This window comes from Pseudomonas sp. NFACC43, from assembly GCF_900119645.1.
Lineage (GTDB): Bacteria > Pseudomonadota > Gammaproteobacteria > Pseudomonadales > Pseudomonadaceae > Aquipseudomonas.
The window spans coordinates 175474-200156 of record NZ_FPKK01000004.1 but is presented as its reverse complement, the minus strand read 5'-3'; the positions used below and the strand labels follow the sequence as shown (position 1 = coordinate 200156).

23 protein-coding genes are annotated in these 24683 nt (G+C 61.4%); 11 read left to right on the top strand and 12 right to left on the bottom strand.

Annotated features, from left to right (window positions below; all coding sequences use genetic code 11):
* Nucleotides 1-65 precede the first annotated feature (65 nt).
* Nucleotides 66-992 (bottom strand): LysR family transcriptional regulator, encoded by a 927-nt coding sequence (locus BT179_RS09570; RefSeq protein WP_072388240.1) that lies wholly within the window; start codon nt 990-992, stop codon nt 66-68.
* Nucleotides 993-1091: 99 nt separating this feature from the next.
* Between BT179_RS09570 and BT179_RS09565 the strand changes: the two genes are divergently transcribed.
* A complete protein-coding gene (locus tag BT179_RS09565; RefSeq protein WP_072388743.1) occupies nt 1092-2267 on the top strand; it encodes an aspartate aminotransferase family protein in 1176 nt (391 codons plus the stop codon).
* Here the strand turns inward: BT179_RS09565 and BT179_RS09560 are convergent.
* Entirely contained in the window at nt 2233-3465 is a 1233-nt protein-coding gene (locus tag BT179_RS09560) for an MFS transporter (protein WP_072430792.1), read from the bottom strand. The two genes, BT179_RS09565 and BT179_RS09560, sit on opposite strands and share 35 nt — an antisense overlap.
* Before the next feature lie 104 nt (nt 3466-3569).
* On the opposite strand from BT179_RS09560, the gene BT179_RS09555 reads away from it, so the two are divergent.
* Both BT179_RS09555 and BT179_RS09550 read left to right on the top strand, forming a co-directional pair.
* Nucleotides 3570-4022 (top strand): winged helix-turn-helix transcriptional regulator, encoded by a 453-nt coding sequence (locus BT179_RS09555; RefSeq protein ID WP_072388236.1) that lies wholly within the window; start codon nt 3570-3572, stop codon nt 4020-4022.
* A gap of 142 nt (nt 4023-4164) precedes the next feature.
* Complete coding sequence (locus BT179_RS09550; protein ID WP_072388234.1) at nt 4165-4899, top strand: YiaD family glycine zipper/OmpA-like lipoprotein; 735 nt, start codon at nt 4165-4167, stop codon at nt 4897-4899.
* 184 nt (nt 4900-5083) lie between these two features.
* Here the strand turns inward: BT179_RS09550 and BT179_RS09545 are convergent, their stop codons facing one another.
* A complete protein-coding gene (locus tag BT179_RS09545) occupies nt 5084-6991 on the bottom strand; it encodes an alkaline phosphatase D family protein (protein ID WP_072388232.1) in 1908 nt (635 codons plus the stop codon).
* A 252-nt stretch (nt 6992-7243) separates the two neighbouring features.
* Nucleotides 7244-8239: a TRAP transporter substrate-binding protein gene (locus BT179_RS09540; RefSeq protein WP_072430793.1), complete on the bottom strand. Its 996-nt coding sequence runs from the start codon at nt 8237-8239 to the stop codon at nt 7244-7246.
* A gap of 175 nt (nt 8240-8414) precedes the next feature.
* Between BT179_RS09540 and BT179_RS09535 the strand changes: the two genes are divergently transcribed.
* Nucleotides 8415-8786 carry a PH domain-containing protein gene (locus BT179_RS09535; RefSeq protein ID WP_072388228.1) on the top strand — a complete coding sequence of 124 codons (372 nt, stop codon included), beginning with the start codon at nt 8415-8417 and terminating at the stop codon, nt 8784-8786.
* Nucleotides 8787-8867: 81 nt separating this feature from the next.
* Here BT179_RS09535 and BT179_RS09530 read toward each other — a convergent pair whose 3' ends face one another.
* Nucleotides 8868-9272, bottom strand: coding sequence for a DUF488 domain-containing protein (locus tag BT179_RS09530; RefSeq protein WP_072430794.1), 405 nt, complete (start codon nt 9270-9272; stop codon nt 8868-8870).
* 149 nt (nt 9273-9421) lie between these two features.
* Here BT179_RS09530 and BT179_RS09525 point away from each other — a divergent pair, with 149 nt between their 5' ends.
* Both BT179_RS09525 and BT179_RS09520 read left to right on the top strand, forming a co-directional pair.
* Nucleotides 9422-10624 carry a hypothetical protein gene (locus BT179_RS09525; RefSeq protein WP_072430795.1) on the top strand — a complete coding sequence of 401 codons (1203 nt, stop codon included), beginning with the start codon at nt 9422-9424 and terminating at the stop codon, nt 10622-10624.
* Nucleotides 10625-10683: 59 nt separating this feature from the next.
* On the top strand, nt 10684-11229 hold the full coding sequence (locus tag BT179_RS09520) for a DUF4256 domain-containing protein (protein ID WP_072388222.1): 546 nt from the start codon (nt 10684-10686) through the stop codon (nt 11227-11229).
* 16 nt (nt 11230-11245) lie between these two features.
* Here the strand turns inward: BT179_RS09520 and BT179_RS09515 are convergent, their stop codons facing one another.
* Nucleotides 11246-12391, bottom strand: a complete 1146-nt coding sequence (locus BT179_RS09515) for a hypothetical protein (protein WP_143148691.1) — start codon at nt 12389-12391, stop codon at nt 11246-11248.
* Between the two features lie 166 nt (nt 12392-12557).
* Between BT179_RS09515 and BT179_RS09505 the strand changes: the two genes are divergently transcribed.
* From BT179_RS09505 to BT179_RS09495, 3 genes are read left to right on the top strand one after another with little or no spacing between them, the layout of a single operon-like run.
* A complete protein-coding gene (locus BT179_RS09505; protein WP_207956456.1) occupies nt 12558-13391 on the top strand; it encodes a response regulator transcription factor in 834 nt (277 codons plus the stop codon).
* Nucleotides 13391-15793, top strand: coding sequence for a hybrid sensor histidine kinase/response regulator (locus BT179_RS09500; protein ID WP_083568878.1), 2403 nt, complete (start codon nt 13391-13393; stop codon nt 15791-15793). Before BT179_RS09505 ends, BT179_RS09500 begins: the two co-directional genes overlap by 1 nt.
* A gap of 1 nt (nt 15794) precedes the next feature.
* Nucleotides 15795-18164, top strand: a complete 2370-nt coding sequence (locus BT179_RS09495; protein WP_072430798.1) for a TonB-dependent receptor — start codon at nt 15795-15797, stop codon at nt 18162-18164.
* Here the strand turns inward: BT179_RS09495 and BT179_RS09490 are convergent.
* The 5 genes from BT179_RS09490 to BT179_RS09470 all read right to left on the bottom strand — a co-directional run bounded on the left by BT179_RS09490 (nt 18148) and on the right by BT179_RS09470 (nt 21745).
* Nucleotides 18148-19233 carry a sensor domain-containing diguanylate cyclase gene (locus BT179_RS09490; RefSeq protein WP_072430799.1) on the bottom strand — a complete coding sequence of 362 codons (1086 nt, stop codon included), beginning with the start codon at nt 19231-19233 and terminating at the stop codon, nt 18148-18150. The two genes, BT179_RS09495 and BT179_RS09490, sit on opposite strands and share 17 nt — an antisense overlap.
* Nucleotides 19234-19449: 216 nt before the next feature.
* The gene (locus tag BT179_RS09485) at nt 19450-19716 is read right to left on the bottom strand and encodes a Rho-binding antiterminator (RefSeq protein ID WP_072388215.1); all 267 of its coding nucleotides are present in this window, start codon (nt 19714-19716) and stop codon (nt 19450-19452) included.
* 1 nt (nt 19717) lies between these two features.
* A complete protein-coding gene (locus tag BT179_RS09480; protein WP_072430800.1) occupies nt 19718-19978 on the bottom strand; it encodes a DUF2024 family protein in 261 nt (86 codons plus the stop codon).
* Nucleotides 19979-20055: 77 nt separating this feature from the next.
* Nucleotides 20056-20943 carry a dihydrodipicolinate synthase family protein gene (locus BT179_RS09475; RefSeq protein WP_072430801.1) on the bottom strand — a complete coding sequence of 296 codons (888 nt, stop codon included), beginning with the start codon at nt 20941-20943 and terminating at the stop codon, nt 20056-20058.
* 19 nt (nt 20944-20962) lie between these two features.
* The gene (locus BT179_RS09470; protein ID WP_053152480.1) at nt 20963-21745 is read right to left on the bottom strand and encodes an aldolase; all 783 of its coding nucleotides are present in this window, start codon (nt 21743-21745) and stop codon (nt 20963-20965) included.
* Between the two features lie 150 nt (nt 21746-21895).
* On the opposite strand from BT179_RS09470, the gene BT179_RS09465 reads away from it, so the two are divergent.
* Nucleotides 21896-22462 (top strand): helix-turn-helix domain-containing protein, encoded by a 567-nt coding sequence (locus tag BT179_RS09465; protein ID WP_072430802.1) that lies wholly within the window; start codon nt 21896-21898, stop codon nt 22460-22462.
* Nucleotides 22463-22975: 513 nt separating this feature from the next.
* Complete coding sequence (locus BT179_RS09460; RefSeq protein ID WP_072430803.1) at nt 22976-23341, top strand: DUF6124 family protein; 366 nt, start codon at nt 22976-22978, stop codon at nt 23339-23341.
* A 152-nt stretch (nt 23342-23493) separates the two neighbouring features.
* Here the strand turns inward: BT179_RS09460 and BT179_RS26740 are convergent, their stop codons facing one another.
* Nucleotides 23494-24240, bottom strand: a complete 747-nt coding sequence (locus tag BT179_RS26740) for a hypothetical protein (RefSeq protein ID WP_072430804.1) — start codon at nt 24238-24240, stop codon at nt 23494-23496.
* Nucleotides 24241-24683 lie beyond the last annotated feature (443 nt).

Sequence of the window (24683 nt, the reverse complement as noted above, 5' to 3'; positions counted from 1 at the left end):
GCACTTAATCCTGTCATGGGATGCCGTAACGTAGCCTTTAAAGGCTACTTCTTCAATAGTAGCCTTTAAAGGCTACTTTTCGTCTCGTCAGCAGATCTTGCCCATTTCTCCAACGCAAACTCCACGAAACTGCGCAGCTTGGGCAAGCGGTAGCGGTCCTGGGCGTAAATCAGGTTCATCGGCCGATGGGGCAGTTGGTAGTCCTGCAGCAGAGCCACCAGATGTCCGTCCTTCAAGTCCTGTTCCACCAGCGCATCGGGCAGCATCACCACGCCCATGCCGGCCAGGGCGGCGCGGTGCAGGCCCGAGGAGCTGTTGATCAGCATCGGTCCGTTGACCGGCACCTTGATTTCCCCCTCCGGACCGTTGATGGGCCAGTGGTCCTGGGCGAAGCGCCACTCGTCCCCGGCGGAGTAGGCGAAGGACAGGCAGTCGTGCTGTTGCAGGTCGGCCGGTTGTCGCGGGGTGCCACGGCGTGCCAGGTAGGCCCTGGAGGCGCAGATGGTCAGGGTGTAGTCCATCAACGGTCGGGCGATCAGCTTGGGATCCGGCAGGCCCAGGCGAATGGCGACGTCGAAGCCATGGTCGAGCAGGTCCAGGCGCTGGTTGGTCAGTACCACGTCCAGCTTGACCTGGGGGCAGCGCTGGCTGAACTGCGCCAGCGCCGGGGCGAGGCGTTCGGTGCCGAAGGTCAGCGGCGCCGTGATGCGCAGGGTGCCGGTGGGCTCGCCTTGGGTCTGCTCGGCCAGGCGCTCGGAATCGGCCACCAGCCCCAGCACTTCCAGGCAACGCTGATAGTAGGTCGAGCCGAATTCGGTCAGTCGCTGGCGACGGGTCGTACGATTGATCAGCCGCACACCGAGACGTTGCTCCAGTGCGCGAAGGTGATTGCCCACCATGGTAGTGGACATCTCGCACGCCTGGGCCGCGGCGGTCAGGCTGCCGGCCTCCACCACCTTGACGTAGACGTTCATGGCCTGGAACAGGTCCATTATCAATTCCTGCTTTTAAATGAATGAAGTAAAGCGGCATTTATCCATCGAGGGTGGCTAACCATACTGGAAAAAATCACCCTGATGGAGCCCGATGTCATGACTGCCGACTGCCTGATGAGCACCTACCAACCCCTGGCGCTGAATTTTTCCCACGGGTTGGGTACGCGCCTGTGGGACCAGGACGGTCGCGAGTACCTCGACGCCGTGGCCGGCGTGGCGGTGACCAATGTCGGGCACTCCCATCCCCGGCTGGTGGCTGCCATCAGCGAGCAGGCCGGCCTGCTGCTGCACACCTCCAACCTGTACAGCATCGACTGGCAGCAGCGGCTGGCGCTCAGGCTCACGCAGCTCTCCGGCCTGGAGCGGGTGTTTTTCAACAACTCGGGGGCCGAGGCCAACGAAACCGCGTTGAAACTGGCGCGCCTGTATGGCTGGCACAAAGGCATCGAGCAGCCGCTGGTGGTGGTCATGGAGAACGCTTTCCATGGGCGCACGCTAGGCACGCTGTCCGCCAGCGATGGGCCGGCGGTACGGTTGGGTTTCAACCGCTTGCCGGGGGATTTCATCAAGGTGCCGTTCGGTGATCTACAGGCCCTGGAAACACTCCAGCAAGCCCACGGCGAACGCATCGTCGCGATACTGGTGGAGCCGATCCAGGGCGAAAGCGGTGTGCAGCTCGCGCCGCCGGGCTACCTCAAGGCGTTGCGGCAGTTGTGCAGCCGCCGGGCCTGGTTGTTGATGCTCGATGAGATCCAGACGGGCATCGGCCGTACCGGCCAGTGGTTCGCGTTCCAGCACGAGGGCATCGTGCCGGACGTCATGACCCTCGCCAAGGGCCTGGGCAATGGAGTGCCCATCGGAGCCTGCCTGGCCCGGGGCAAGGCGGCCGAACTGTTCACCCCCGGCAGCCATGGCAGTACCTTTGGTGGCAACCCCCTGGCCTGTCGGGTTGGTTGCACGGTGCTGGATATCATCGAAGAGCAAGGCCTGGTGGACAATGCCGGCGTCCAGGGCGATCGGTTGCTGACCCGGTTGCGGGCGGAACTGGCGGACAACCCGAACGTGCTGGCGATTCGCGGTCGGGGCCTGATGATCGGCATCGAACTCAAGCAGCCGGTCCGCGACCTGGCCCTCTGCGCCGCCCGGGACCACGGCCTGCTGATCAACGTCACCCGGGGCAAGGTCATCCGCCTGCTGCCGCCGTTGACGGTCGACGAGCGGGAAGTGGAAATGATCGTCAGGGGCGTGAGCCGGGTGCTCGCGCAGGCCTGAGGTCAGTCCAGGCCCACCAGGCGAGGGCCGCCGCACTGATCAGCGCGCCCAACAGGCAGACCGCGCCCCAGCCCCACCGGGCATAGACCTGGGTCGCGGCGCTGGCGCCCACTGCGCTGCCGAGGGAGTAGAAGCACATGTACGCGCCCACCAGGCGACTCTGTGCATCGGGGCGGGCGGCGAAGATGAGGCTCTGGTTGGTCACGTGCACGGCCTGAACGGCGAAATCCAGCATGATCACCCCGGCAATCAATGCCAGCCATGACACCTGGAGGAAGGCCGTGGGCAGCCACGACAGCGTCAGCAAGGCCAGGGCAATGCCCGTGGTGCGTCGGCTCAGTCCCCGGTCGGCCCAGCGTCCGGCGTTCGAGGCGGCCAGGGCACCGGCCACGCCGGCCAGGCCGAACAGGCCGATCTGGGTATGGGACAACGACAGCGGCGCGGCGCTGAGAGGCAACACCATCGCGGTCCATAACACACTGAATGCGGCGAAGATCAACAAGGCCAGCAGGCCCCGGGTCCGCAGGGTGCGTTCCGTGACGAACAGTGCGAACAACGAGCCGATCAACCTCACATAGGACATGTCGGGCCTGGGTGTGCTGATCGCCGGGACCGCCCTGGCGAGCACGACGCACAGGGTCAGCATCAGTCCCGCCGAAACGAAATACGCCGTGCGCCATCCCGCCAGGTCGGCAATGCCCCCCGACACCAGACGGGCCAGCAGAATGCCCACCACCACGCCGCTGGTGACCGACCCCACGGCCCGGCCGCGCTGTTGCGGCGAGGCAAGGGCGGCGACATAGGCGACGATGACCTGGACCAGCACCGCCAGCATCCCCACCATGACCATCGCACCCAACAGCACCGGCCATTGCCTGGCGCAGCCGGCGACAGCGAGCGCCACGGCCGATAGCAGCGTCTGGCAGACCATCAAGTGCTTGCGGTTGACCCGGTCCCCCAAGGCAACGATGAACACCAGGCCCACGGCGTAGCCGGCCTGGGTAGCGGTCACCACGGTGCCGGCCAAGCCAGGGGCGATCCGCAGGTCCTGGGTGATGGAGTCGAGCAACGGCTGGACGAAGTAGACATTCGCCACGGCCAGGGCGCAGGCCAGGGAGAACAGCAGCGTCAGCCCCCGGGTGAGCCCGGGAGCGGTTGTCCGGTCCGACTGGGGGAAGGTGGAATCATGTGACGTCATGGTGCTTCCTTGGCAGATTCAGGTTTTGATTTGAAACCACTTGTTTGATTTCTAACTGTTCAGGTTTTAATCTGCAACCAGTTTTTCCGGCGGGAGTGATTCAGATGACGCAGCAGACAGGGTCAGGCAGCCATGAGTGTCCGGTGGCCCGGGCGCTGGAGGTCATTGGGGATCGCTGGTCGCTGCTGATCGTTCGCGACGCATTCGACGACGTGCGCAGGTTCAGTGAATTCCAGAAGAACCTCGGGCTGGCGAAGAACATCCTCGCTTCGCGCCTCAAGGCGCTGGTGGAGGTGGGGGTGCTGGAGACGAGGCCTGCCTCCGATGGCAGCGCCTACAAGGAATATGTACTGACGCAAAAGGGGCGCGAGGTATTCCCCATCGTGGTTTCCCTGCGCCAGTGGGGTGAGCGACATTTGTTCAAGGCCGGGGAAACGTACTCGGTGCTGCTGGACAATGAGCGGGACGAGCCGGTGGCGTTGCTCGAGGTTCGTTCGCTCGATGGCAGGAAACTCGAGGCGGGCGATTGCCATCGCCGTCGCGTGGCCAAGGCTTGAAGGGGGGCCGTTTCGATTTGTAAGTTCTTGGTAAACCTTCGCCACTGCACGGAATTTTCAACCTTTGCCGCGTTCCAACGCCAGCCAGAGTCGATTGCCCATGCCCTGGCACATCAGACTGAAAAACCAGGAGCTTGTCCCCATGTTCACCTCGCGTCGCTTGATCGTTGTCGCTACCGCCGTGGCCCTGTTGTCCGGCTGCGCGTCGCCTAATCCTTATGACAACCAGGGCCAGGCTTCCACTGAGTCCTCAGGGATGAGCAAGACGGCCAAGTACGGCGGCCTCGGCGCCCTGGCCGGTGCCTTGGCCGGTGCAGCCATCGGTCACGATAACCGTGGCAAAGGGGCGCTGATCGGCGCCGCAGTCGTGGGTGCTTCCGCCGCCGGCTACGGGTACTACGCCGACCAGCAGGAAAAGAAACTGCGGGCCAGCATGGCCAATACCGGCGTGGAAGTGCAGCGCCAGGGTGACCAGATCAAGTTGATCATGCCGGGCAACATCACCTTCGCCACCGATTCGGCCAACATCGCGCCCAGCTTCTACCAGCCGCTGAATAACCTGGCCAACTCCCTCAAGGAGTTCAACCAGAACCAGATCGAGATCGTGGGCTATACCGACAGCACCGGTAGCCGCCAGCACAACATGGACCTGTCCCAGCGTCGTGCGCAAAGCGTCGCCACCTACCTCACTTCCCAAGGGGTGAGCAGTGCCAACCTGAGTGCTCGTGGCGCCGGCCCGGACAACCCGGTCGCCAGCAACGCCGACGTCAACGGCCGTGCCCAGAACCGTCGCGTCGAGGTGAACCTCAAGGCGATCCCTGGCCAGCAGTACCAGGCTCCGCAACAGCAGGGGCAGACTTACCAGCAATACCCTTGATTGCCGGCAGTGGATGAAAACGGGGGGCCATGCAAACATGGCCCCCCGTTTTTTTCATGGCCTCGTTTCCATCCGGTCCCGAGCTGTGCTCATCACCCAACCTGTGGGCGCGGTCTTGCCCGCGAAAGCGGATTTGTCGACGGCACCGATGCCGACGCGGACCGGGAGGCGACGCTTTCCAGCCTCAGTCCGGAGGCGATTGTGGTGTCAGCATCCGCGTCGGCGGTGCGCCGTTGGCGTTGTGCTGGTAGATCCGGGCCGGTTGCCCCTGTTCGTTGAAGAACACCTGGCCAATCCCCGCCGAGTTCCACAAGCGCTCCCCGGCCTCGGCATGTTCCGGGGTGTGGGGAATGATGCGCATGCGTCGGCGCTGGGTGAACCAGTTCAGGGGCGAGCGAGGCGAGTAGAGCCAGCGGTTCAGGCGGTCGAACCATTCCAGCAGCCTCGGCGGAAATTCATTCTTGATGCCGCTGCTGGTGACCTGCCAGATCCGCGGGCCGCCCTTGCGGTGCGGAATCAGCACTTCATAGACGAAGGAATAATGCACATCCCCCGACAGCACCACGTAGTTACCGGGTGTGCGTGAGTGTCGGAAAATATTCAGGATCACCTGGGCCGCCCCGCGATGGGCCATCCAGTTCTCGGCGTCCACCAGCAGCGGATAGCCGCACCAGCTGAACACCCGCTGCACGGTTTCGATCAGCTTCACCCCGAAGATCGGTGCCGGCGAGACGATGATGGCCGAGGGATGGTCCAGCAACTCCTGCTGCAGTTCGCTCAGGGCCTCCCAATCCAGCAAGCCCGAGGGGTGCCTGAGGTTGCGCTCGCTGCGCCAGCGGCGGGTGCGGGTGTCGAGGACCACCAGGGCCGGGCTGCTGGGCAGCACGTAATGCCACTGCTGGAAACCCAGCAGCCTGTCGATCAGTTTGTCCTGGGGCTCGCTGTCGAGGTAGCGGTCCCGGGCGGTCTCGCCCAGGGCCACGGTGTGCCGGATCACCTCCTCGAACGCGTCCGGGTTGTTGCCCCAGCCCTGGCAGAGCAGGTAGGCGATCAGCGCGTTGCCGATGATGCGCTTGGAGAACGGATGGCCGTAGGCCGTTTCCTCCCATTGTGCGGACAGGTTCCAGTCGTCGGTGATGTCGTGATCGTCGAAGATCATCAGGCACGACAGGTGTGCGAACACCCGTGCCACACCGCCCAGTCCGGCCTTGAAGCCATCGATGCGTTGCTGTTCCAGGTCGTAGCGCTGGCGCCGTTCGGCGGTCAGCTCCGGTGGCTGCGGGTCGACCAGGGTCCATGGCACCGGTGACCAGACCAGCAGATACATCGCCATGACTTCGGCGAACGTCACCAGGTGATTATCGGCGCTGCTGCTGGTGAAGATCGGCTTGCGCGCGCCGCCGAAGAAGCGCTCGCGCAGGGTTTCGTTGCTCTCCAGCGCCGGCAGCAGATCGGCGCGATGATAATAGCTGGCCGGGTGTCGATAGAGCTTGGCGCTGTCTTCCACCACCGCGCCGTCCAGGCATTCCTCGAACAGTCCCAGGCGCTCGATCAGCGCATGAATGGCCCGCAACATCGGCCCGGCGACGTCATCGGCGTAGACCTGGTCGCCGCTCATCATCAACAGCGCCGGCCGCTGTTCCGGGGCCTGCTCCAACAGTCGGTCGACACACAGCAAGCCGTCGTTGGCGTAATGATGCGGTTTGCGGCACGAGCCATGGACCAGCTGCCCGATGCGCGAATGCAGCACGAAACTCGGGCATTGCGCCTGGCCGTACAGCAGATGCGGCGCCCATTCGGCGATGGGCGATCCATCCACCAGCAGGTCGTATTCGATCGCCACGTCCTGGGGCAGGGGGGCTTGGAGGCGCACATCGATCAGGTGCACGAACGCTTGCTGTCCCACCGGCACCACCGTGCAGCGCGATGCATCCAGCGCAAGGTCGCCCAGGCCATCCACACGCAGCGTCAATGCCAACGGACGTGTTCCCACCAGCCACATCACCAGCCGCGTGGGTTCCAACCGCCGCAGCAGCGGGCCGACCAGGACAGGAGGCAGGGCAGGGGACGTGTCGGGACTGGACGGCAGCATTCGCGGGTAGAGCTCAGGTTCGGGTGGAGGCGGGGATCATAACGCAATGGGCCTCAAAACTGGGGAGAGGCCAGCCTGGCGCAAATGTCGCGGACTCCACCGTGCCCACGCGCCGCGTGGGACCACTGCCAGGTATGCTCCGCGTTCCGCTTGCGGCAGGTGCCGCCAAGCCTCATGGGAGGCCTGCCCACGCCGAGCGCGGAACCTCTCTTCAGATGGCTCGCCCAAGGACGCTGTCGTGGCCCGGTCGCGTCACTGAGTGGTGTTGGACGCCTCGGCCGCCTTGATCAAGTCCGCTCCGATCTCTTTTTCGAACTTCGTCCACACCGGCTTCATCCTGTCACGCCAGGCGCTGCGCTCCTGTGGGGTGAGGGTGATGATCTCGGTGGTCTTGGCATCCAGGACCTGCTGCCTGTCCTGCTGGTTGAACCGTTCCGCTTCCTTGTTCGCATGAGCGGTGGACTCCACCACGATCCTGTCCAGTTCGCTGCGGATATCCGGCGGCAGGCCGTTCCAGAAGTCCGAAGTGGTGATCAACATGTAGTCGAGGATGCCATGGTTGGACTCGGTGACGTACTTCTGCACTTCATTGAGCTTCTGGTTGTAGAAGTTCGAATAGGTGTTTTCCGTGCCGTTGACCAGACCGGTACGCAACCCCTGGTACACCACCGAAAAAATCATCGGCTGGGCCTTGGCGCCTACCGCCTTGAACTGTTCGTCCAGTACGGCGGAGGTCTGTATCCGGAACGTCAGTCCCCGTGCATCCTCGGGCACCCGCAGGGGCCTGTTGGCCGACAACTGCTTCATGCCGTTGTGCCAATAGGCCAGGCCGGTAACGTTCTTCTTTTCCATGGACTTGAGCAGCTTCTGGCCTTCAGGGCTCTGCTGGAAACGGTCCACGGCGGCGATGTCGTCAAACAGGAATGGCAAGTCGAACAGCTGCACCGACTTGGTGTACTGCTCGAACTTGGCCAGGGACCGGGCGATGATCTGCACCTCCCCCAGGAGCAACGCCTCCATTTCCTTGTCATCGCCGTACAGCGTGGAATTGGGGTACACCTCGACTTTCACCCTGCCCGGCAAGCGTTCTTCCACCAGTTTCTTGAACATCAGCGCGCCCTGGCCCTTGGGCGTCTGCTCGGCCACCACATGGGAAAACTTGATCACAATGGGGTCAGCCGCCATGGCCGTGCCCAACAGACCGACAGCCAGGCCAAAGACGAGTGTTTTCCAAAAAACATTGAGCATTGCCAGGTTCCCTCTGCGTTCATGGACGGCCCGGGCTCATTCCGCAGCCGGGACAACGGCAAGTCTAGGAGAAAAAACGCATGTCCTTGTGATCCGGATGTCGACTGAAGCAGAATCCAGCCAGCACCGGCCCAGGAAGCCTGGAACGCTTTCCAACCCCACAAGGATCGAACCCATGATCGACTTCAATAACAAAGGCTTCTTCAAGCTCAAGCAGAACGACGAATACGCCGAACGCGTCACGGCCCTGCTGCTGGAAGGCGAACAGGTCATCGACGCCTACAAGTCCATGCGCGACGGCGTGGTGTTCACCAACAAACGCATCATCGCGGTGAACGTGCAAGGCATTACCGGCAGCAAGAAAGACTTCACTTCCCTGCCTTACAAGAACATCGTCGCCTACTCGATCGAAACGTCCGGCACCTTCGACCTGGACTCGGAGCTTGAGATCTACTTTTCATCCCTGGGCAAGGTGAAATTCGAATTCACCGGCAAGACCGGCATCGTTGAGATATCCAGGTTGATCTCCAAGCATCTCCTGGGCTGAAAAAACTACTCTCCCGGATCCGTCCCGGTGGGAGCGGGCTCGCCCGCGAAGACGCCAGCCCAGCCGCCCTGCCTGGGCGTCTCAGTCTCCGGGAAACTCCAATAGATAACAGGCCGGCGAGCTCATTTCTGCCCGTTTCTCCAACTCATCCTCCAGCCATTCGGCCAGCACCACGGCGTTGTTTTCCACTGTGGACCTGGCGGCATGGACCAGCGTGAGATTGCCGCTGCGGGCGATGTCCACCAGCGCCCACCAATGCTGCGGCCGGGCATTCAGTTCCTGGCGATACGCCGCCTTGAACTGGGCAAAGGAAAGGTCCCCAGCCTTGAACGCCCTGCGCAATTGATGGGTGGGCGCGACGTCCGCAAGCCACTCATCGAGGTGCAGTTCATCCTTGCGGCAGTTGCGTGGCCACAGGCGGTCCACCAGCACGCGTTTGCCGTCCTCGGGAGCCGGGGCATCATAGGCGCGTTTGCATTGGATCATGACGGGCGGCCTGTCAAAGGGACACGCGTCAACATAGGTCCTCCAAGGCAATGCCGCACCCCTGAAGGACTGTTTTCCGATCCCTGGACGTCCCGAATTCCGCCGCCTAGAGTGAATTATTCGCGCCGGGATGACGGGGAGGGATACCGATGAATCAATTGAATGACTACACGAGCCTGACCGAGCCATTGAACGTGAAGATCATGGAGTTGGCGCCCAAGGAAAAGCGCGATGGCAAGAAAACCACCTTGTTCTTCACTTCCGATACCGAGTTCGATTCCAAGCCCCTGACCCTGACGACAGGCAGCTATCCGTTCACGCCCATCGGCAGCCTGGGTATCACGAAAGTGGACAGCCTGGGCCAGGAGTGGCGGCACGTACTGAACCAGATCACCAACCGGCATGGCCTCACGTCGGACTACAACAACCCCCACAGGGCCGATCAGCTGGTCCTGCTGGACACCCTGGACGCCGTGAAGATCAAGGAAGCGGTCGCACGGGACAAGCAATTCACCAAGAGCAGTTATTACCACCCCGATGTCGAGCAGGTATTCGGAACGACCAATCCCGTCTCGACCTTTGCCGCCCAGCAGGTCATCGAGCGCCGGGCCGCGCTGTTCCAGCCTGTGCCCGACCCGACCGCGCTGAACTATTGGAACCTGCTGGGCATGGATCCTGCCGCACAGGCGAAGGTGTACAACTGGTTGCAAGCCTACGGAGGCATTTCCCATAAGTTCTCGGTGCATGACCGCAAGTCAGGCGACCGGATCCAGAACCACTTCCAGAACCTGGAAAACTCCAAAGCCATCCATTTCGCCAGTGAAACCCGCGGCGAATATGCCGCCGCCAAGCTTCTGATCACCGTGCTCGGCAATGAGTACCAGATGAAGATCGGCAAGGCTTCATCGGGGCGCAATAACGGCATCGACCAGATCTGGGTCAAGCGCAATCTGCTCAGCGGCGTGGTTGAGGAGTACATCATCGTCGAGTGCAAAGGCAGCGTGGATGCATCCCTGAACGAAGCCCAGTACGGCTGGCAGATGTCGCCCTGCTGGGTTTTCTACTGCCTGATCGGCCTGCTGGGCACAAACGGGAATCTGGCCAGCACGTCCACCACGGATGTGTTCGCCAAGACCACCATGGTCAGGAAAATTCTCGACGCCTTGATCAATCCGGGCCCACCCGTGGTCAAGGGCCTGGTCATCCAGCCCATGACCAAGTCGGTCACCGTGCCCAATTCGATCGAAATGGTGGACCTGGGGGAATACGACCTGGTCGAGCAGTATACGAACGCAGTGGCAGGCCATACGCGGTTCCATAATGCCCCGGTGTTCAGTGGCGCCTTGTTCTAGTGTGGTGCTTCTCAAACATCGCACTAGGCTTCTCATACAGAGCCTGGGACTTTAGCCTCATGAAAAAACAAGAACACAATGACCTTCTCGACACCCTGAAGACCCGCTTCGAACGCAATCCCCAGCGCCACCCTGGCCTTCAATGGTCCGACGTCCTGGCCCGTCTCGAAGGCAACCGCGCCGCGTTGAAAACCCTCCACGCCATGGAAGCCACCGGAGGCGAGCCCGACGTCATTGGCCACGACCCGCACACCGGGCGCGTGACCTTCTGCGACTGCGCCAGGGAGACTCCCACCGGCCGTCGAAGCCTCTGCTACGATCGCGCGGCCCTGGATGCGCGCAAGGAAAACAAGCCCCAGGGCAATGCCCTGGACATGGCGACCGAGATGGGCGTGGCGCTATTGACCGAGGAGCAGTACCGCGAACTCCAGGCGCTGGAGGCGTTTGATTTGAAAACCTCCAGTTGGCTGGCGACGCCCCCCGAAGTACGTGCGCTGGGTGGGGCGATATTCGGGGACTGCCGTTATGGGCGGGTGTTCATCTACCACAACGGTGTCCAGTCGTATTACGCGGCGAGAGGGTTCCGGGGGATGTTGAGCCTATAGCTCATTGGCCTCTGCATCAGGCTGTGGTGGAACCGCCGCTGGCAAAAATCTCATCTGCCCGTTTCTCCCACTGGAGAAAAACCTCCTCGATGCGATTGCATTCCGGCTCGTCCAAATACAGGTGGAATATGCCGTGGGCGAGAAACTCGCTCAGCCCAATGAGCTTCTCGGTTTCGGTGTAGGTGGCGTTTCTTTCGCAAGGTGGATACTTGATCGTTGTATCGGCATTGGCATCGGGGGGCGCAAGCGTGCTTTTGATGTTCCAGCCCGTCGCTAGATCGGCAAACAATACCTTGATCGAGGCACAGAACTCAGACGTCAGCAAGGCCAGGACAGCGTCTCTGTGATCGAAGGGCGATATCTTTTCCAATTGCTGCGTGAACGCTTCAAGCTGTCGGAGCTGTACCCGGATGTCGGATGCCTTGAACCCGAGCGAAATCCATTTTTTTCCGGCATTGATCTTGAGCTCCGGCTTCCCCTTGCGGGGGCCGATATCCTTGCACGTCAGGCTTTTGTCATAGGCGTTTTCACGTACGTAGCTAAAACACATGAACGCCCGAAGCACCATCTGGTAGATGGCTCGGGTGGCCTCTACTTTCTCCTCGATCAGCCGCTGGGCTTCGCGTCTGTGGTCGTCGGCTCTCTCCTGTCGGCTTCGCGCTTCGGAGTTTCTACTTTCGTGCCGGGAGACGAGTATCGCCACAATGATCGCGTAGATACTGCCGATACCTTGGAGCCATGCGGGAAGATTACTCTTGTCCCAGATCAGCGTTGCCGAGACGATGATCAGCAATGAAACCGCAAGGGTGCCGTAGAGGAAAACCTGAGAGTCGGGATTTGTTTTCCGATTGGCTTTGCTCAAGGCCTTTGCGATTCCAAGGAGGGCGAGCAAGGACAGCGAGATGATCAGGAACGTGCTCAACTGCCCGATGGTGCTGGAGTCCAGGGCGCTCACGATGGGACCGCCGGAGCGGTTGGGGTTGTGGAGTCGTGTAGCGATCCGTGCATGGTCCAGGCGTCCTTTCGAATGATGGCTCGATGCTATATTGCTGGGCTGCGTTTCGACAACAAATCTTCGACGCCTCCCGCCATGTCCTGTCCGATGTTCGCCACGGATGTCGTTTGCATAAAAAAGGTCTTGCCCGGCAAGGCCTTTTTTCATGCAAACGACCTTGAGGAAACAATGTCGTCCCTGCGCTACGCCTTCAAGTCTTCACCTGACCTGCCGCTATCGGTATAACGATTTTTACCGATCCATCGATTGCCTTTGCGATGCCTCTGCTTTTTCGGCACAGGCCTGGCAAAGGCACGATAAGAGAACGCAGCGTATGGACGACGGACGATATGAAAGGCGGGCGGCTGGGGATGCGGCTGTGTCATCCGGGCCGCTGCCGCATATCCTGCTTATCGACGATGAGCCCGAGGACCTCCGGGCAACCCTCGTCCTGCTCAAGGCGCAACCCTGGCGCATATCCCTGGCCAGCGACGCCCACCAGGGCTACCAGCGAGCCTTGGCGTTGCGTCCGGACCTGATCGTGCTGGATGTGCACATGCCGCAGATGGATGGTTTCAGCCTGTGCAGGCTGTTGCGCGAGGCACCGGCGACCCGCCAGACCCCCATTCTTTTCCTGTCTTCGGCCAACAGCACCGTCGAGCGCCTGGAGGGGCTGACCGTCGGCGGGGTCGATTACATTCCCAAATCCTGCGCCCCCGAGGAAGTGCTGGCGCGTATCAGGATCCACCTGCAATTGACCTGGCGCGCACCGCCGACCAACCAGCACAGCCCGGCGGAGCCGGAGCCCGAGGGTGACGAGATCGTCCTGCGCGCGGCGATGCGGCTGATCGAAAATCACCTCGACGACATCCCTTCCCTGGTGCAACTGGCGCACAAGGTCGGCACCCATGAGAAACGCCTTTCACGGATTTTTCGCGAGCATCTGGGCCTGACCGTGTTCGCCTATATTCGCGATGCGCGGCTGCGTCGCGGCCAGGAGTTGCTCGGCGAAAGCGCCATGAGTGTGCAAGACGTCGCCGAACTGGTGGGGTTTCGCAATGCCTGCAACTTCACCACGGCCTTCCGCCAGCGAATCGGCATGACCCCCAGCCAGTTTCGCCAGCAGACCCTGGGCATCGCTGATACAGAGTCGGCCGGGCGCACCTGATGCGGCTTCTACGGTTTGTGCTGCTGGCGCTGGCGTTGTTGTGCGCCGACCGTTTGCGTGCGGCACCCATGGGCTTCTGCCAGGGTGAACGCCTGGACCTGATGCCCTTGATGCAGGTTTTCGAGGACGAGCAGGCCAGGTTGAGCGTGGATGAAATTGCCCGGTTGCCCGAAACGCGATTCAGCATCGCGACTCCGGATTGGCCGGCGCAAGGCTATAGCCGCTCGGCGTTCTGGCTCAAAGTGCAACTGACCAATCCGAACGATACGGCCTGTTCGCGCCTGTTGGTGATCGGAGCGCCGCGCCTGGAAGACATCCGTGTCTACCAGCCTTCAGAGGGGCGCTGGCGCGAAGCCCATGCCGGCAGTGCCCATCCGTTGGCCGAATGGCCCCAACCAGCGGCGCGTCAGCCGGCGTTTGCGGTGTCGCTGGCGGCAGGGCAGGGCACCACGTTGTTGATCCGGGTCACCAGCCACTTCCAGATGCTGCTGGAGCCGCAGCTATGGTCCGAACCGGCATTGCTGCGCAGTCAGCAGCAGACGTACCTGAGCGACGGCCTCACCCTGGGCATCGTCCTGCTGGTGGTCCCGTTCGGCCTCATCGTGGGCTGGATCCTGCGTTCCCGGTTGCTGAGCGTGAATGCGGGCGCGGTCCTGAGCTATATCCTGCTGACCTGTATCTTGAACGGCTACCTCGTCTACTGGCCCTCGGCGCTGGGCTGGACGCGGGAACTGCTGACCTGCGCCAGCGTGATCTCCTTCGTGCTGTTCCTCGCCTACATGCGCGTGCTGCTGCAGGTGGCCCGGCTGCCCGCCTTCATTGGCTGGAGTTATTGGGTACCGCTGCTGGGATGTGCCCTTGGCCGGGTCTGGTGGCTGAAGGTCGATCCGATCCAGGGGGCGCAGATGATCCAGGCCTCCCTGTTGAGTTTCTACGGCGTGCTCCTGGCCACGTTGTTCATGGCCTGGCGCAGGCGGCTCAGCTACAGCTGGATGGCGTGGCTGGTTCCGGCACTGCTGTTTTCGCAATTGCTGATGCGGTATTTCTTCCCCCAGGAACAGTTGCCCTGGCAATCGCCGCAAAGCAAGAACAGCCTGTCCTCGACTCTGCCGGGCGTGGCGTTGCTGGTGTGCACGCTGATCATGGAAGTCAGCCGCAGCCGTCACCGGGAGAAGCATGCGCTGTCGAGCCTCGAACAACAGCGCCAGGCCGAGCATGAGCGCCTGGAAAGCACCGTGGCGCTACGCACTGCCCAGTTGCGCGAATCCCTGGCGGCCCGCAGTGCGTTGATGGCCCGCATCAGCCACGACCTGCGTTCGCCGCTGGTGCGCATCATCGACTACGCACGGCTGTTGCACGGCGGGCCCAACCGGGAATACCCGGCCAGCATCGAGCGCAATGCCCGCCAGCAACTGGAGCTGATCGACGAGATGCTCGAGTTCTCCCGCGGCGAGCTGGAGCAGATGCAACTGACTCTCGCGCCCGGCTATCTGTACGGGTTCCTCAGGGAGGTCGCCGATGAGGCGGCCTTCCTCGCCGCGCGGCAGGGCAATACCTTTGAAGCCGTCCTGGCGGATGACCTGCCGGCGCTGGTGGAGGCCGATTTCAAACGCCTCCGGCAGATCCTCATGAACCTGCTGGCGAACGCGGCGAAATTCACCCGTGACGGCCAGATCCGCTTTGAAGTGAATGCTTGTCCAGGAGCCGGCCCGGAGACTGTCGAGCTGACGTTCAGCGTGATCGACAGCGGTATCGGCATCGATCCACAGGAATTCGAACAGCTGCTGCAACCGTTTCGCCGCGGCCGCAATGCGCAACGCTTCGAAGGCAGCGGGCTGGGCCTGTCCATCGTCACCCAACTGCTGGAGCGCATGGGCAGCCGTTTGCAACCCCAGGCCACGGGGCAGGGCGGCAGCCGCTTCAGCTTTCGTTTGCAGTTGAAATGCGCCCAGGAAGACGAGCTTGAAAACGGCATCGTCGATAACAATGCCGCGCCGCTGGATGGCCAGGGCAAGCAGGTCCTGCTGGTGGACGATATCGAGCAGAACAGCGAATGGCTGTATGACCTGCTGGCCGGCTACGGTTTCGACGTGAGCATCGCGGCCAACGGCGAGGACGCCTTGGCCTGCCTGGCGCAGCAGCCGGTCGATCTGTTGATCAGCGACCAGATGATGCCTGGCATGGATGGCTGGGAACTGCTGCAACGGGTACGTGAGCATTGGCGCGGTCTGCCAGTGATGCTCTACTCGGCGGTGCCTGCGCGCAGGCCGCAGGGCTATCCGCCGGATCTGGTCTTCGATGCGGTCCTGCTCAAGCCCGCCGACAGCCGCGAGTTGCTGGCGTGGGTCAAGACACTGGCGGGCTTGGACACGGTGCCTCGCGCCATGGCCTGGGAGCGATAGCGTGCCGGGTCCGCGTTGCAGGCTGCTCTTGCTCGGCAGCTTGGCGGCATTGCCCTGGGCATCGGTCAACGCCGGGCCAGCGCAGCCATCCACCCCCGCGTCGCCCAGCTCACTGGTGCTCGACGAAACCACGGTGACCGCTCGGCGCCGAGAGGAAAACCCGCAGGACGTGCCGATCCCCATTAATGTCCTCTATGGCGAGCAACTGGACGAAGCCGGCCTGCACACCCTCCAGGACATCCAGCAACGGGTGCCCGGGCTGGTGGTGTCCGGGCACGATGCGCGTTATGCCGGCTTCGGCCTGCGCGGGTTTGGCGCGACCGCCTATAACGACGGTCTGGAGGGCAGCGTCGGCACCTATGTCGATGGCGTCTACCTGGCGCGCCAGGGCATGGCCTTCACCGAGCTGATGGACATCGAGCGCATCGAAGTGCTGCGTGGGCCCCAAGGTACTTTGTTCGGCAAGAACACCACGGCGGGGGCGCTGAACATCGTCACCCGCCCACCGACGTTCCAATCCGAGGCCAGCCTGGAAGCCAGCCACGGCGAGCATGGCCTGGGCGAATACCGCGGGACGATTTCCGGAGCGCTGCGCGACGAGGTGTTGGCCGGGCGGCTCAACGTCTTCGAACGCTCGGTGGATGGGCAGGTGGAAAACCTCGAAGACGGCGCCCGCCTCGGCGACGCCGACAGCCAAGGCCTGCGCGGGCAATTGCTATGGACGCCCACCGAGGCCTTCAGCGCGCGTCTGATCGCCGACTATGCCGAGCAGAACGAGGCCGGCAACGTGCTGCTGGTCAATCACTACAGCCCACAGACCCGCAAGCGCGCCCGGTTCCTCGGCTATCCGCTGGCGGAGCCCGACCCTTACCGGCGCGAGGTGCGCATTGACGCGCCGGGGCGTCCGCAAACCCTGCAGGACGGTGTTTCCCTTGAGCTGAACTGGGACCTGGACGAGGCGATGCGCTTGACCAGCATCACGGCTTATCGTGACTGGGACTACCGCGCCACGCGGGACGGCGACAGCACCGCGTTGGCGGTGGCGCAGTCCAAGGCGCAGCTGGGGCATCGGCAGTTCAGCCAGGAATGGCGACTGTCCGGCACGGCCGGCTCGTCCGTCGACTATGTCGCTGGGCTCTATTACTTGCGCCAGCAGCTCGACCGCGAGATCGACGTGGCGTTCGGCAAGGATGCCGCACCCTGGTTCGTGGGCGACCAACTGGCGCTGTTGCAGAAACTCTATGGCATCATCTTCACCGATCCGAGCCAGGTGCCGGCGCAGTTGCTGGAAGGTGCCCGGCAGCATTACGACGGCGAGCAGAAGGGCGACAGCCGGGCAATTTTCGGCCAGGTTTCCTGGCGCCCCGTCGACCCTCTCGAGCTCACCGGCGGCCTGCGCTACAGCCAGGAGCGCAAGGACGGTTGGGTGTCCCGCGACGTCAGCAACCTCGCTTCGCTGGACGGTTTGCCGCCGACGTTCCAGGCCGGCGGCCAGTTGCTGCGCGACATCGCCCTGGGGGGCAGTTACTACCGTGAGGACTCGATCGAAGAGGACAACCTCTCCGGCCTGCTCAGCGCCAGCTATCGCTTCAGCGATGCGGTGATGGGCTATGTCAGCTGGTCTCGCGGCTACAAGGCCGGCGGCATCAACTTCGACGTGGTCGGCCCGTTCGCCGAGCCCACCTTCGAACCGGAGCGCGCCACGTCCCTGGAACTGGGCATCAAGACACGCTTGTGGGATGAGCGGGCGATGCTCGACCTGGCGTTCTACCAGACCGATGTCGACAACTACCAGGCGCTCACCTACAGCCCGCCGACCTCCGTGCTCGCGCCACCGTTGAGGGACAATCTGATCAACGTCGGCAAGGTCCGCCTGCGCGGTGTCGAGCTGGATTCGGCCTGGCAACTGGCTCCCTGGCTCACCGGGCGCCTTGGCCTGGCCTGGAGCGATGCGCGCTACCGCAGTTTTCCCAACGCCCCGTGCCCGCCGGCCTCGGGCCAATGGACTTGCGACCTCAGCGGCGATCGCCTCTACAACGCGCCGGAATGGAACCTCAGCAGCGGCCTGGACCATCGCCATCCGTTGCCGTACGGGCTGGAGGTCTACAGCGGCGTCGACTACAGCTTTCGCACCGGCTACTACGGCACCCTCGAAGGGGGCGAAGGCAGTTATCAGCCCAGCTACGGCCTCACCAACCTGCGCCTGGGCCTGCGCAGCCAGGACCGTGCCTGGGAAGTGGAAGGCTGGGCACGCAACCTGTTCGACCGCCACTACATCACTGCCGTGTACTCGCTGCTGGGCGCGGGTGACTACGGCGCCATGACCGGCAGCGAACGAACCCTGGGCACCACCGTCAGGCTTCGCTATTGACCGAAATGAAGCGGGTCGGACAAAACGCCAGGCGATTGCCCCCGGCTTTTTTCGACAGGTACATGGCCTGGTCCGCCTTGCTGATCAACGCATCGACTTCCTGCCCATGCTCAGGAAAGAACGCCACGCCGATACTCGCGGCAATCTCCACTGTTTGCGCACCGATCAAGATGGGCGCATTGGCCGCCGCCAGCATCCGTTTGAGCAAAGGCTCGCTGTCCTCCACCTCTTGCAAACCCACCAGCCCCGCCACGAATTCATCGCCACCGAGCCGCGCCAACGTATCGCCCTCCCGCAGCGTCGCATTGATCCGCGCCGCGACAATCTGCAATACCCGATCACCCCAGTCATGCCCATAACTGTCGTTGAGCGCCTTGAACCCATCCAGATCAATGAACGCGATGGCCACCTGGTGCTGGTGAATCCGCGCCTTGCCCAACGCCTGACGCATCCGCTCGGCCAACAGCAACCGATTGGGCAACTGCGTGAGCGCGTCATAACGGGCATCGCGCTCCAGTAACTGAAGGCGTTGCTTCACCTGCGTCATATCGCTGAGCAGCGCCACATAGTGCTGAACATTCCCGTGACGGTCATGCACGGCACTGATGCTGATGCGCGACGTCATCTCCCGACCGTCCTTATGGCTGCTTTGGATTTCACCCGACCAATGCCCATGGAAATCCAGCGCATTCTTCATCGGCGCATAAAACGCCGCGAGCCGACGCACCATGCGATGAGCGTTCAACTCCCGGCCCCTGACCTCGTCTTGCCCGTAGCCGGTCAGGCGCGTGAAAGCCTCGTTCACGTCGATGACCCGACCGTACGGATCGACAAGGGCGACCCCCTCCCGCCCGTGGCTGAACACCGTCGCGGCCAGCTCCGGGCAGATGGAGCCAATGCGCCGGTCCGGAGCCTCTTCATCACGGGTCGCTGGCCATCTCTGGGAATCGAAACCCTGCTGCGCCAGAGAACTCACCAGGGCAGACAGTGCCTTGTGCAGGCGGATCAGGGCATTCGTGACGAGCCTGGAGTCGAGGCAGTAGCGACGAACGAAGGTGCGTAGGTTCATGGGAGGTACACGGTGCTCGGTTGTAACGCCAGAGAGTGAAGAAGGCATTATCGAGGCGGCAATAAGCGGAGGACTTTGCTGGAGCGGATGGCAGCTTTGCGGGAAGGGACGATTCGAAAATTTTTTTGCGGGAAGGGAGCGTGTTGATCGAAGGGCGGAGCCGGCTGACCATCGCCAGGCCCGCTCCCTGCATCATCTGTACAGCGAGTGGCCCCGTCACCCACTCGCCAGCACAACCCGACCAAACCGAGCGCTGCGATCCTGCGGCGTAATCGCCAGCAACCGATCGAGGCGAATCTCCTGGTGCCCATCGGCAGTTTCCACCTCGAGAAATTCCTCTCGCGTGGGGGCGGTACGCGTGGTGATCGCACGCGCTGTCAGGCGTTGGCCGTCAGTCAGTTCGATCTCCAGCGTGTAGCCGTACAGGCAGGCAATTTCCAGGTAGTCATGCAGGTCGCAGTCCAGCGGTCGATAGGTGCTCATGTCAGGCCTCGCAACCTTGCAGCTTGAGGACGAAGAAACCTTGCCGGGCGATGGCCTCGTCTACCGCGGGGTTGCCCGGCTCGACATGGCAGAAGCGGCAGTCGTTCAAGATGATGTCCTGGTCTTCGATGCCCTGTTCGGCGAGGAAACGTCGCGCGCAGGCTTGGGCGAATGCCTGGTCGTTACGGTCGATCAGCACATCGAAATGCAGGTAGCGCCCGTCCTGGGTGCGTACATGAGTGTCATAGACTTTGAGGGTCATGGTGTTCTCCCGGTGACAGCCAATGGAGCGAGCGGACAGGTTGGGGCGCCACCTGTCCGTCGCGAAGTCAGAGCGAATCAGAGCAGTTGTTTCAACATCGCCTGCAGTTGCTGGTTACGCGCCTCATCCAATGGAAAAACCGGCAGACGCGGATCGCCGACCTCCAGGCCAAGAGTTCGCAAACCGGCCTTGATGGTGGCGGGCAACCCGCCCTTGAGGATGAAGTCCAGCAGTGGCAATTGACGATAGAACAACGCCCGGGCCCGGCTCAGGTCGTTGGTCAAAACAGCGTCGTACAGGTCGAGATTGAGCTGCGGGATCAGGTTCGGCGCGGCGGTGCACCAACCCTTGGCCCCGGCCGCGAAGGCTTCCAGCGCCAAGGGGTTGCAACCGTTGTAGAACGGCACCTGGCCTTCGCCCAGCAACTGCAGCTTGTGCATGCGCTGAATGTCGCCAGTGCTTTCCTTGACCATGGTGACGTTATCCACCGCGTTGAAAATCCGCAGGATCAGCTCCACCGACATGTCGATGCCGCTGGTGGCGGGGTTGTTGTAGAGCATGATGGGCAGGTCGATGCTGGCGCCGACGGCCTGGTAGTGCGCGAGGATTTCCGCCTCGCTCAGTTTCCAGTACGAGGCCGGCAACACCATCACCACATCGGCGCCCTTCGCCTGGGCAAACCGCGCGCGGCGTACCGCCTTGGCGGTGGTCAGGTCAGACACGCTGACCACGGTCGGCACTCGGCCGGCGACGCGGGCAATGCTGAACTCGCTGACCTGGTCCCACTCGGCGTCGCTCAGGTAGGCGCCTTCGCCGGTGCTGCCCAGGGGCGCGATGGCATGCACGCCGCTGTCGATCAGACGGTCGATGGACCGGCCCAGTGCGTCCAGGTCCAAGCCCTGGCCGTCGGTGGAGAAGGGCGTGATGGTGTAGCCGATGATGCCGTGGATGTTGGGGGTAGACATGGCTTCGCTCCTGGTGGGTTCAGTTCAGGCAGTCGGCGTGTTGACGCAGGGTCTGCCGGGCGTAGTAGTTGAAGGCGGCCGCGTGGCGCTTGGGGCGGGCGATCCAGTCGTGGGCTTCGCGGCCCAGGTGAGGCAGGATCGGTTTCACCTCGCCGGCGGCCATGGCCAGCAATTGCAGCTTCGCGGCGCGTTCGATCAGTTGGGCGATGTTGCAGGCTTCTTCCACGGTGGCACCGGTGGACAACTGGCCGTGGTGGGAAAGCAGGATGGCGCGCTTGTCACCCAGGGCACCGGCGATCAATTCGCCTTCCTCGTTGCCCACCGGCACCCCCGGCCAGCCCTCCAGGAAGGCGCAGTCGTCGTACAGCGGGCAGAGGTCCATGTGGGAAATCTGCAGCGGCACCTCCAGCATCGACAACGCGGCGATGTGGGTCGGGTGGGTGTGAATGATGCAATTCACATCCGGGCGGGCGCGGTAGACCCAGGTATGAAAGCGGTTGGCCGGGTTGGGCATTCCATGGCCCTCCAGCACCTCGAGGTCTTCATTGACCAGCAACAGGTTGCCAGCGGTGATTTCATCGAAGCCCAGGCCCAATTGCTGGGTGTAATAGGTGCCAGGTTGCGGCCCGCGCGCGGTAATCTGCCCTGCCAGCCCTGAGTCGTGGCCGTTCTCGAACAGGATGCGGCAGGTCAGGGCCAGCTTTTGTCGTACAGTCCACGTATTATCCGGCAGTGTTTTTTGCATCTGGTTAACAGCATGCTGGACCAACTGGTCCTTGGGCGTCGCCAGTGTCTTGCTCATATCCGTTCTCCTGATTCGTGCTTTGACCGTTCTTGATCCGCGTCATGGAAGCTGTGAAAGGAAGGTGCTAATGACACTAAATAGACTATATGACACAAAGTGTCATTTGCAATCGCAGATTGTCCGTTTCTCTGGAAATGTTGGTTACCTATGTCCATTCGCTTGAAATTGCTCAGGAAAAAACTCGGCATGACACTGGACGTCCTGGCCGAAAAAACCGGGATGACCAAGAGCTACCTGTCCAAGGTGGAGCGGGGCTTGAGCACGCCCTCCATCGCCACGGCGCTCAAGCTCGCCAAGGCCCTGAGCGTGAAAGTCGAGGAGCTGTTCTCCGAAGAAAGCGTCTCCCTCGACAGCTACAGCCTGGTGCGCAGCGAAGACCGCCAATCCCTGGCGGCGAGCAGCGGCAGCTCCGAATACGCGGTATTGGCCCATCAAGTGTCCGAGCGCAGCCTGCTGCCCTTCATCCTCTATCCGGCGGCTGAATTCACGGCGCATCACGCGTTCAAGGAGCATACGGGGGAGGAGTTTCTGTTCGTGCATGAGGGCCAGGTGGAGGTGGATTTCATGAACGAACGCGTGCTGCTGAACCGTGGTGATGCCTTGCATTTCAATGCGCAGAAACCCCACCGCCTGCGTTCGGTGGGGGATGTTCAGGCACAGTTGTTGGTGGTGGTGCACAGCGATGAATCGGGGGAGAAGGGCGAGGGCGACTAGTGGCTCCACTCACAACGCAATTCAGGAAGCAAACCACCGTGGCGAGGGAGCTTGCTCCCGCTGGGCTGCGCAGCAGCCCTCTTCCTATGAACGCCTCGTCACAAATCTTCCGACAGCCTCATTGAACGGCATCGAGCATCTGCCCGGACCAGTCGAATGGCATCTGTCAGTAAAGACCGACAGACACCAACGACGAAGGCCCGCCAAGCCACAGCGCCTTGCGCCTTTGCCTACAACTACGCCAGAATCCGCCGGCTTGTGCGTCTGGGGTTGCGTCGGTAGTTTTGGACCTGTCACTGATGGTCAGTGATCGGGTTTAGCAGCTCGCCGAGTTAAGTCGCACAACGCGTCCATCAGACAGGAATCCCCATTCCTGCACTTGATGGTGGCTGTGCGCAGGGCGTCCTCGGACGCGCCGATTTCTTAACTCGTCGGTCTGCTAACCTGCGTACAGCTGCCTCCCAATTCGTTTAGCAGCGAACGGGTCGTGGCCTCAACCAGAGAGTTAAGACCATGGTCAAAGTTACACCGAATCCTCCAGTTACAGCTTCAGACGAACCCACATCCCGTGCCCAGTCTGCCCGCAACAAAAAGCTCGACGACGCGGCTACCCGTGCGTTGGATTACTACTTGAAACCCAAGCCTAAGGGCGAAACGTCTGACAAGTCCGACTCTATTTTTCGGATTGATCCGGGGGTTGATTCTGAGTGTTTGCTTGCGAATCTCAGTGAGAATCTGGCTTCGGCGAATGCCATGATCAGTGATTTGGCGTTTGATCTAGATGGTTCGAGACGGCGGGTTGCGTTGGGGATTTTGCAGGTGATTGAGGTGAGTGAATTATTGGCGAATCGGGCTTTGGATATTGTTGAGGTGAGGTAGGCAGCAATATCACGCGCTACCTAGATGAAAAAAGGGTCTTGCCTAGCAAGACCTTTTTAGCGAGGGAGCCTGTAGTGATCCAGTATCCTCAAGGCCTTCAGAGGTTTTTTATTCTGATGTGTAATCGCTTTGACGGGTGCAGTACCTCCGAATCAACGCGCATCCGTGGGCTCTTTTTTATCTTTAGCCTTTAGCAAAGTTTGCCTCATCACTCGGTTGGACTTGTTATCAATTTTGTAGAGAGTGTCTTTAACGAGGAGGAATGAGCTCTTTGTGTCAGCAACCACGAGTTGACCGGTGATTTTTTCACCCTTGTCTGTGATTATGCTGTGAACCCTACTGATGCCGTTGCTAGTGTCGATACCAGAGTCCGCTTTGATATTTTCTCGTGCTCTCTCTACCCCGTGATGGACTCCGAGGACCGGGGCTATAAATACTAGGAGCAGAAGCATCCCTCCCCATGTCCCTTTTTCAAGGATTTCTCCTTTCTTGCTGACCCGATTCATCAGTAAATAAACGAACGTCAACGCCACGGATATAAACAGCAATCCTAGTATGAGCACACCAATGAAAGGGATCAGGTAAACCAATCCCATGATGCTGGAAAAGGCATAGCTGTATCCATATGTCAATATGGTTGGGGTGCCGAGCTCCAGCTCAGTCGTGCTGATACCAAACTGCTCGTAGTAGGCGCTCAGTTCGAGATAGCCATACGCAAGCAAACCCGCCTGCAGGATTATCGCGAAGTAGGTAAGGAGCTTGAACGCCAGATCCTTATCAATCTCTTTCACGATTGATGTGGCCTTAGCATCGATCTGTTGAGGGCTGATAGACGGAGAATTGATGCTGATTGGATTCAGAATCTCTACTAGAACTTTGTTATCTCTTTTCCAGAACACGAGTCTTCCTTGAGGTGAGGGAGGTAGAGCTACGTTACCCAACGCTATGGGTTCCACGCCAGAAAAGTCGCCGGAGTCCTGAGCAAAAAAGAATTTATTACAAGAAAAGGGTAGGGGGCTGACCACGTTTAAGCTGCGTTTGGGGCTCCGGTGCGTAAACGAGTAGTGACTCCGTTGGTAGGGCAAGATGGGATTGTTGAGACCGCTATGTGCGGCAGCTGTTACAGCAGCTCGGCCGCCACCCCGTGGCATGCTTACTATGTCCCATCTCGTATTACCGCAGACATAGATCAGCTTTGAATATGACAAAGGAACAGTTGTCGGATATCCCTTGGTTGAGCAAGCAAAAGCAAGCTTTCTTGCTGCTGCGTGAGTCGCAGAAAAGTGGTCCAAAACGAGCAACGTCAAAGCTGCAAACGCAAAGAAATGGCGCCATAAAATCG